Annotated in this window: 7 protein-coding genes; 5 read left to right on the top strand and 2 right to left on the bottom strand. The window is 73.6% G+C overall.

All coding sequences use genetic code 11. The annotated features are described in order from the left end of the window. Positions 1-17 precede the first annotated feature (17 nt). On the top strand, positions 18-1,127 hold the full coding sequence (locus SM611_RS16830) for a hypothetical protein (protein ID WP_371950483.1): 1,110 nt from the start codon (positions 18-20) through the stop codon (positions 1,125-1,127). A gap of 49 nt (positions 1,128-1,176) precedes the next feature. Here SM611_RS16830 and SM611_RS16835 read toward each other — a convergent pair whose 3' ends face one another. Continuing rightward, positions 1,177-1,878, bottom strand: coding sequence for a hypothetical protein (locus SM611_RS16835; protein WP_371950484.1), 702 nt, complete (start codon positions 1,876-1,878; stop codon positions 1,177-1,179). Positions 1,879-2,053: 175 nt separating this feature from the next. Between SM611_RS16835 and SM611_RS16840 the strand changes: the two genes are divergently transcribed. Both SM611_RS16840 and SM611_RS16845 read left to right on the top strand, forming a co-directional pair. Next, complete coding sequence (locus SM611_RS16840) at positions 2,054-2,287, top strand: DUF397 domain-containing protein (protein ID WP_371950485.1); 234 nt, start codon at positions 2,054-2,056, stop codon at positions 2,285-2,287. Continuing rightward, complete coding sequence (locus SM611_RS16845; RefSeq protein ID WP_371950486.1) at positions 2,284-3,186, top strand: Sco1979 family transcriptional regulator; 903 nt, start codon at positions 2,284-2,286, stop codon at positions 3,184-3,186. Before SM611_RS16840 ends, SM611_RS16845 begins: the two co-directional genes overlap by 4 nt. Here the strand turns inward: SM611_RS16845 and SM611_RS16850 are convergent. Next, complete coding sequence (locus SM611_RS16850) at positions 3,179-3,979, bottom strand: SAM-dependent methyltransferase (protein WP_371950487.1); 801 nt, start codon at positions 3,977-3,979, stop codon at positions 3,179-3,181. The genes SM611_RS16845 and SM611_RS16850 overlap by 8 nt on opposite strands. A gap of 132 nt (positions 3,980-4,111) precedes the next feature. Here SM611_RS16850 and SM611_RS16855 point away from each other — a divergent pair, with 132 nt between their 5' ends. Both SM611_RS16855 and SM611_RS16860 read left to right on the top strand, forming a co-directional pair. Beyond that, positions 4,112-6,631, top strand: coding sequence for a molybdopterin-dependent oxidoreductase (locus SM611_RS16855; protein ID WP_371950488.1), 2,520 nt, complete (start codon positions 4,112-4,114; stop codon positions 6,629-6,631). Beyond that, the gene (locus tag SM611_RS16860) at positions 6,628-7,554 is read left to right on the top strand and encodes an FAD binding domain-containing protein (protein WP_371950489.1); all 927 of its coding nucleotides are present in this window, start codon (positions 6,628-6,630) and stop codon (positions 7,552-7,554) included. Before SM611_RS16855 ends, SM611_RS16860 begins: the two co-directional genes overlap by 4 nt. The last annotated feature ends 117 nt before the right edge of the window (positions 7,555-7,671 follow it).

Raw genomic sequence — 7,671 nt, forward strand, 5'->3', positions numbered from 1 at the left:
CCCGCCGAGGAGTCACCGTGGACCCGTCCACCGCGCACCCCCACCCGTCCCGCCGCGCCTTCACGCTGGGCGGCGCGGCGCTGCTCGGCGCCGCCGTCGCCGGGCCGCTGGCCGGCGCCCGCCGCGCCGCCGCCGCGCCACCGCCCGGTGAGTGGGCCGCCGTGCCCGCCCCGCCGCTGGCGGGCAGGGGCAACCTGCTCGGCATCGCCGCGCCCGATCCGTGGCACGTCTTCACCGGCGGCACGGAGAACGCGTTCCAGCCGGACGCGCGAGCCGTCATGCTGCACCGGACCCCGCGCGGCTGGACGCGCGCCGAGTTGCCCGAAGGGCTGACCGCCGTCAACGACGTCCGCGCCGCGAACGCCGCGAGCGCCTGGGCCGTCGCGACGGGCCAGGACCCGCAGGAGCGCACCGACCTGCTGCACTGGAACGGGCTCCACTGGACCGCGGTCGCCGGGCCCGCCGGCCAGCGGCTGCTGGCCATCGACCTGGACCGGGCGGGCGGGCTGTGGGCGACCGGGGGCAGCGGGGGCGACGACGCCACGGTGTCGGTGCGCCGCCACGGCACTTGGACGACCTCGCTCACCCTGCCCGAGGCCGCGGGGCTCACCGCCATCGCCGCCGGAACCCCCTCGGACGTCTGGGTCGGCGGGACGGGCCGGTCGAGCGCTCCCCCGACCCCGCTGTGGCACTTCGACGGCGCCGACTGGACGCGCGTCCAGTGGGAATCGGCCTACGCCCACTGGATCCTGCAGATCGAGTACATCGCCCCTGACAACGTGTGGTTCTACGCGCTCGAACAGCACCCGCTGTTCCCGCCGCCGACGCTGCACCACTGGAACGGCTCGGAGTTCACCGTCCACAAGATCCCCGGTCCGTTCGAGCCGCTCGGCGAGGTGCGCCCGATGTCGGCGATCGGGTTCCTGGGCTCGATCGCCTCCGATGGGCGGGGCGGCGTCTGGGTGTCCAGCCCGTACGACACGTCCCACCTGCTGCACTTCGACGGAACCTCCTGGACCCGCGAGACCCCTCCCGTGATGGTGACCGCGTACTCCATGACCCGCGTCCCGCACACCACCACCGTCTGGGTCGGCACCCAGATCGGCACCGTCTGGCGACGCTCGTAGCACCGACGTTCCCGACCCTGCGCCACTTCGACGGCTCGACCTGGACGGCTCACCTGCCCCCGCCGCAGGGACCGGGAATCCGGACGTGCGCGTGGATGCGCGTCTCCTTGCAGTCGACCTGGAGCCTGCGGTACGCCTCCGGCGCCGCGAGCCCGCCCTGGCTGAGGGCGTCGCCGTACAGGCGCTCGGAGACGATCACGCCGAGGTCGGCGCCCGAGGCCGCCAGGACGTCCTTGAAGTCCCGCGCCTCCAGGAGCCGGAAGAGGTGGACCAGCGCCTGCCCGGTGACGCCGTATTCGTCGCAGTTGACCAGTCCGGTGTGCACGGCCAGGCGGAGCTGGAGGCGCGCGGTCTGGCTGGCGTGCCGGTTGTACTCGTGCAGGACGCTCGCGAGATGCCCGCCCAGCGGATCGATGAGCGTCTCGATCGGGACGTCGGACGGCGTGATGACCATGACGCCGTCCCCGCGGTCCTCGCGGTAGCACTGGTCCCACGGCAGGCGGGCGCTCGCGCACGCCCGCGCGAACTGCTGGTACATCTCGCGCCGCAGGCGCAGCTGGGCGATGTCGTCGCGGCGGGGGTCGCCGAAGGCGCAGATGTCCACGGCGATCATGGCCGTGTGGATGCGCGGCCGCCGATCCGGGGACTCCGGCCCCTGCCGCTCGCCGGGGGTCAGGAGCCGGAGTGCGCGAGCGGGCGGGAACCGGACGCCGTCCCCGTTGAGGCTGCGCGTCGGGGGGACTGAGGTCATCGTGATCTCCACCTGTGCGTCACCCTTGCCGAGTGCCATCATCTCGCGATGCATATGCAGATGCAAGTGCTATCGTCCGCATATGCACACCGCTGCATGTGTGCGTGTAGGGTGCCGGAGGGAGGGCGGTCCGCGGCCGGCGCGAGGCGCGGCCGCCGGCGACCGGATCGAGGGCATGATCGACGACGGCGTGGCACCGAGGTGGCGCAAGAGCCGGCACAGCAACCCGAACGGCAACTGCGTCGAGGTCGCCCGGCTCGCGGGAGGCGGGGTGGCCGTGCGGCACTCCGGCGACCCGCGCGGCCCGGCCCTGGTGTACGCGCCCGCGGAGATCGCGGCCTTCGTCACCGGCGCCAAGGAGGGCCGGTTCGACCGCCCGGAGCCCCGCCGCGGGAGGAGGACCCAGTGACCGGTTGGGAGAGCCAGAACTTCACCGGGCCCGGCCAGTCGCCGGGCGGCCCGACGGTGCTGCGCATCGTCCTCGGCACCCGGCTGCGCCAGCTCCGCGAGGCCCACGGCATGTCCGCAGACGAGGCCGGCCGGACGATCCGGGCGAGCCAGTCCAAGATCAGCCGCATGGAGCTCGGCCGCATCGGCTTCAAGGAGCGCGACGTCGCCGACCTGCTGACGCTCTACGGCCTGACCGACGACGAGCAGCGCGAGGCCCTGCTGTCCCTCGCACGCCAGGCCAACGTCCCGGGATGGTGGCACCGCTACGACGACGTCCTGCCGGGATGGTTCGAGATCTACATCGGCCTGGAGGAGGCGGCGTCCGTCATCCGGGCCTACGACCTGCAGTTCATCCCTGGTCTGCTCCAGACGGAGGAGTACACGCGGGCCGTCGTGCGGCTCTGGCACACCGACATCGGCGAGGACGAGCTCGCGCGGCGGACCGGTCTCCGGATGCGCCGCCAGCAGCTGCTCACGCGGCAGAGCCCGCCGGAGTTCCAGTTCGTGATCGACGAGGCCGCGCTACGGCGCCCGCTGGCCGGCCAGGAGGCGATGCGCGCCCAGATACGGAGCCTCCTCGACGCCGGCCGGCTGCCCAACGTCACCGTCCAGCTCGTCCCCTTCAAGGCCGCGCGGCAGGCCGCCGTGGGCTGCGCGTTCTCCATCCTCCAGTTCGCCCAGCACGGCATGTCCGACCTCGTCTACCTGGAGCACGTCACCAGCGCCCTCTACATGGAGCGGCGCGCCGACGTCGACGAGTACGTCCGGATCATGAACGGCCTGTCCGAGGCCGCCCTGGACGCCGCCGCCACCGCGGAGGCGCTGGAGGCCCTTCTCGATGAGACGTCCGTCATTTGACGGCGACGCCGCCGTAGATCCAGGCGCCGCCGCTCGCCGCGGCCTCGGCCGCGTCCGCGTGCCACCGGTTGACCTTGACCAGGCCCGGCTCCACGAGGGTGAGCCCGTTGAACAGGCGCAGGACCCCGTCGTAGGTGCGGAAGACCATGGGCGCCGAGGCCTTCTTGTAGGCCGACTCGATGATCTCGACCAGGTCGGCCGGACGGTCGTCCACCGTGCTGTGGGAGATGACGAGGTGGCTGCCGGGGGCCATGTGCTCGGTGAAGGCGCCGACGATGCCCACGGGGTCCTCGTCGTCGGTCACGAAGTGCAGCATGGCGTTGAAGATGACGCCGACCGGCCGGTCGAAGTCGATGAGGCGGGCCACGGCCTCGGAGGAGAGGACGGTCTCGGCCGCGCGCATGTCGGCCTGGACGGCGGCGGTGCGGTCGTCGGCGGCCAGCAGGGCGCGCGCGTGCGCGATGACGATCGGGTCGATGTCCACGTAGACGACGCGTGCGTGCGGGTGGACGCTCTGCGCGATCTCGTGCACGTTGCCCGCGTTGGGCAGCCCCGCGCCGAGGTCGATGAACTGGTCGATGCCCTGCTCGGCGACGTAGGAGACGGCGCGGCCGAGGAAGCGGCGGTTCGCGCGCAGGGCCTCGACGCCGTCCGGGATGGACGCGATGAGGTGGCCGGCGAGCTCGCGGTCGGCGGCGTAGTTGTCCTTCCCACCGAGCACGTAGTCGTACATGCGGGCCACGTTCGGGGTGGTCGGATCGATGCCCTGCGGCACGTTCGGCTCTGGCGACACCGTTGTTCCCACCTGCCCTGAGTGATAGATCGGTGCAAACGATCATAGAAGGTCAGATCGCGTGTAAGTAGTGAATTGCGCATTTGACTGTGCAACGATGGCGCTGATCACCAGCCGGCGCATGGAGCGCGTATGGAATTCACCGTCAACGGCAAGGCCGTCGACGTCGGTGTCGGCCAGGACGAGACCGCGGCGGGCGTGCTGCGGGACCGGGTGGGGCTGACCGGGACGAAGGTCGCCTGCGGCACCGGCGTGTGCGGCGCCTGCACCGTGCTGGTCGACGGACGGACGGCCGCGAGCTGCCTGGTCCCGGCCGGTGCGGTGGCCGGCCGCGAGGTCACGACCGTGGAGGGCCTCGGCGGCGACCACCCGGTCCAGCGGGCCTTCGCCGAGCACGACGCGCTGCAGTGCGGCTACTGCACGCCCGGCTTCGTCGTGGAGGCGGCGGCGTTCGTGGACCGGTGGCGCGCCGAGCACGGCACGGCCGAGCCGTCCCGCGCGCAGATCGCCGAGGCCCTGGCGGGGCACCTGTGCCGCTGCGGGGCGTACGCCGGGATCTACGCGGCGGTCGCGGCGGCGTGCGCGGGCAAGCACGACGAGGGCACCGTGACGCCGGTGCGCGTGGAGGCCCTCAGCAAGATCACGGGCGCGGCGCGCTACACGACGGACATCGTGCTGGACGGCCAGCTCGAAGCGGTGATCGTCCGTTCCCCGCACCCGCACGCGAAGGTGGACGCGGTCCGGTACGACGGTCCGCTGGCCGACCTGCTTCCGGTGGACCGCGTCGTCCGGTACGTGGGGCAGCCGATCGCGGCGGTCGCCGCGCCCACCAAGGCGGAGGCGCTCGCCGCCGCCGCGCGCGTCGAGGTGGACTACACGGTGCTGCCCGCCGCCCTGTCCCCGGAGGACGAGGCGGTCGTCTATCCCACCGCCGCGTCCCGCAAGACGGCCCCGCGCGCCAACGAAGGACCCCTCGCGCGCGCCAAATGGAACGGCAACGTGCGCGGGCCCGCCGCCATGAGCTGGCGCGGCGGCACGGCCGCCAAGCGCATCGAGAAGGCCCGGGGCGGCGGCCAGACCCTGGTGGAGGCCGCCTTCACCACCGGCGTGCAGGCCCACACCTGCATGGAGCCGCACAGCTGCGTCGCCCGCTGGGACGGCGGGGACCTGCACCTCCACCTGTCCACCCAGGCCGTGACCCGCGTCGCCGCCCAGGCCGCCAAGCGCTGGAACCTCCGTCCCGAGCGCGTCCACGTCGTGGCCGAGCACGTGGGCGGCGGATTCGGCTCCAAGGTCAACGTCACCGCCGACGTCGTCGCCGCCGTCGAACTGTCCCGACTGCACGGCGCGCCGGTCAGGGTCGTCCTCAGCAGGCCCGAGGAGATCGTCGACGGCGGCACCCGCTCCGGGACCCGGATCGAGCTGGCCCTCCTCGCCGGCGCCGACGGTGGGCTCGCCGCCTTCACCATGGACTCCTACGGCGACTCCGGCGTCTCCATCGGGTCCAACGCGGCCTGGCACTCGCGGTTCTTCTACGGCAACGCGCCCCGCCGGATCCGCGACTACGACCACATCACCAACCGGGCCCCCGGCATCCCGTTCCGCGGCCCCGGACTGCCGCCGATGCTGTGGGCGCTGGAGCAGGGCGTCGACGAGATGGCGCTGCGCCGCGGCGAGGACCCCATCGACCTGCGCCGCCGCTGGGACGGCAACGCCAAGCGCCACGCCCTGTACGACCGGGCCGCCGCCCTGCCGATGTGGCGCGACCGGACCGACCCCGGCGACGGCCGTCTCCGCCGCGGCGTGGGCGTCGCGGCGGCCAACTACATGTACTTCCTCGACCCGGGCACCAAGGTCTCCCTGACGGTCGAGCAGGGCGCCGTGGTCGCCCGCATCGCCACCCAGGACATCGGCACCGGCAGCCGCTCGGTGATCGCCGAGGTCGTGCGGTCGGCACTCGACCTGCGGCCCGGACAGGTGCGCGTCGACCTCGGCAACAGCGACCACGCCTACGGGCCGACGGCGGCCAGCAGCTGCTCCACCCCGTCCATCGGCCCGGCGGCGCAGGACGCGGCCCGCCGCCTCGCCAAGGCCCTCGGCGGCCGCTCACTCGACGAGGCCGAAGGGCTCCAGGTCGTCGGCAAGCGCCCCCGTGACCGGCGCGGCTACGTCACGCCCTTCCCCCTCGACCACTTCGCCATCGGCCGCGGCTTCTCGGGAGCCGTCGTCGTCACCGAGGTCGAGGTCGACACCCTGCTCGGACGCGTCCGGCCGGCCCGCGTCTGGTGCGGGATCGCCGCCGGCCACATCTACGCCCCGAAGCCCGCCCGCAACCAGTGCGAGGGCGGCGTCATCCAGGGCATCGGCTACGCGCTCTTCGAACAGCGCCAAGAGGACCCGGCCACCGGCACCGTCCTCACCGCGAACCTGGAGGACTACCGCATCCCCGGCATCGCCGACACCCCGGAGATCGACGTGCACTTCCACACCGAAGGCTGGGACCACGTGCCCGGCCGCGGCGTCGGCCTGGGCGAGATCTGCACCATGGCCGTCGCCGCCTCGATCGGCAACGCCGTCCGGCACGCCACCGGATGGCGCCCGCACGACCTGCCCATCCGTCCGGACCGGCTGCTGGAGGGGATCGGCAGGTGACCACCACCCTGGACGCCGCCGCCGGGGCCGTCCGCGAGACCGGCGGCGAACTGCGCGCGGGCGGCACCGACGTCACGACCCGGGCGACCCGTCCCCTGGTCGACCTGCTCGGCGTCCCCGGCCTGCACGGCGCCACCTGGCAGCCGGACGGCTCGGCCCGCATCGGCGCGCTCACCACCATCGCCGACCTGCTCGCCGACGACCGCCTCACCGCCGCCTACCCGGCGCTCGCCGCCACGGCCGCCGCCGTCGCCACCCCGCAGATCCGCAACGTCGCCACCGTCGGCGGCAACCTCCTCCAGCGCAACCGCTGCTGGTACCTGCGCAACCCGGCCTTCGACTGCCACCAGACGGGCGGCGACACCTGCCCCGCCCGCGGGGGCAACCACCTCTACTCGGCCGTCATCGACCTGGGCCCCTGCGTGGCGTCCCACCCGTCCTCGCTCGCCGTCGCCCTCCTCACCTACGCCGCCACCGCCGACGTCCACGGCCGGTCCGCCCTGCCGATCGCCGACCTCTACGGAGACGGCGGCGACCCGACCCGCGACCACCGCCTGGACGCCGCCGAGATCCTCGAGGCGATCCGGATGCCCGCGCCCACCCCGGGCGAACGGGCCGCCTACCGCCGCGCCACCACCCGCGCGATGGCGGACTGGCCCCTGGCCGAGGCCGCCGTCCGCCTCACCCTCGACGGCGACACCGTCACCACCGCCGCCATCGCCGTCGGCGGAGTGGCCCGCACGCCTCTGCTCCTCCCGGAGGTGGCCGAAGCCCTCATCGGCAAGCCCGCCACCGAGGAGACCCTGGCCTCCGCCGCCGACCTGGCCACCGCCCGCGCCACCCCGCTGCCCGGCACCGCTTATAAAGTCCCCATCCTCCGCGCCACTTTGGTGGACACCCTCACCGCCGCCTGCGCCCCCTAATGGGAGCTGCCGGGGTTGCTGATCGGGCAGACTCGGTGCCTGGTAGCCGCTGGTGAGTGAGCACTCCCGCCCCCTGGACCTTGGAGTCCTAGGGTCAGATCGTGCCCTCACCGGTGG

Source organism: Actinomadura monticuli, assembly GCF_041463655.1.
Classification (GTDB): Bacteria; Actinomycetota; Actinomycetes; order Streptosporangiales; family Streptosporangiaceae; genus Spirillospora; species Spirillospora monticuli.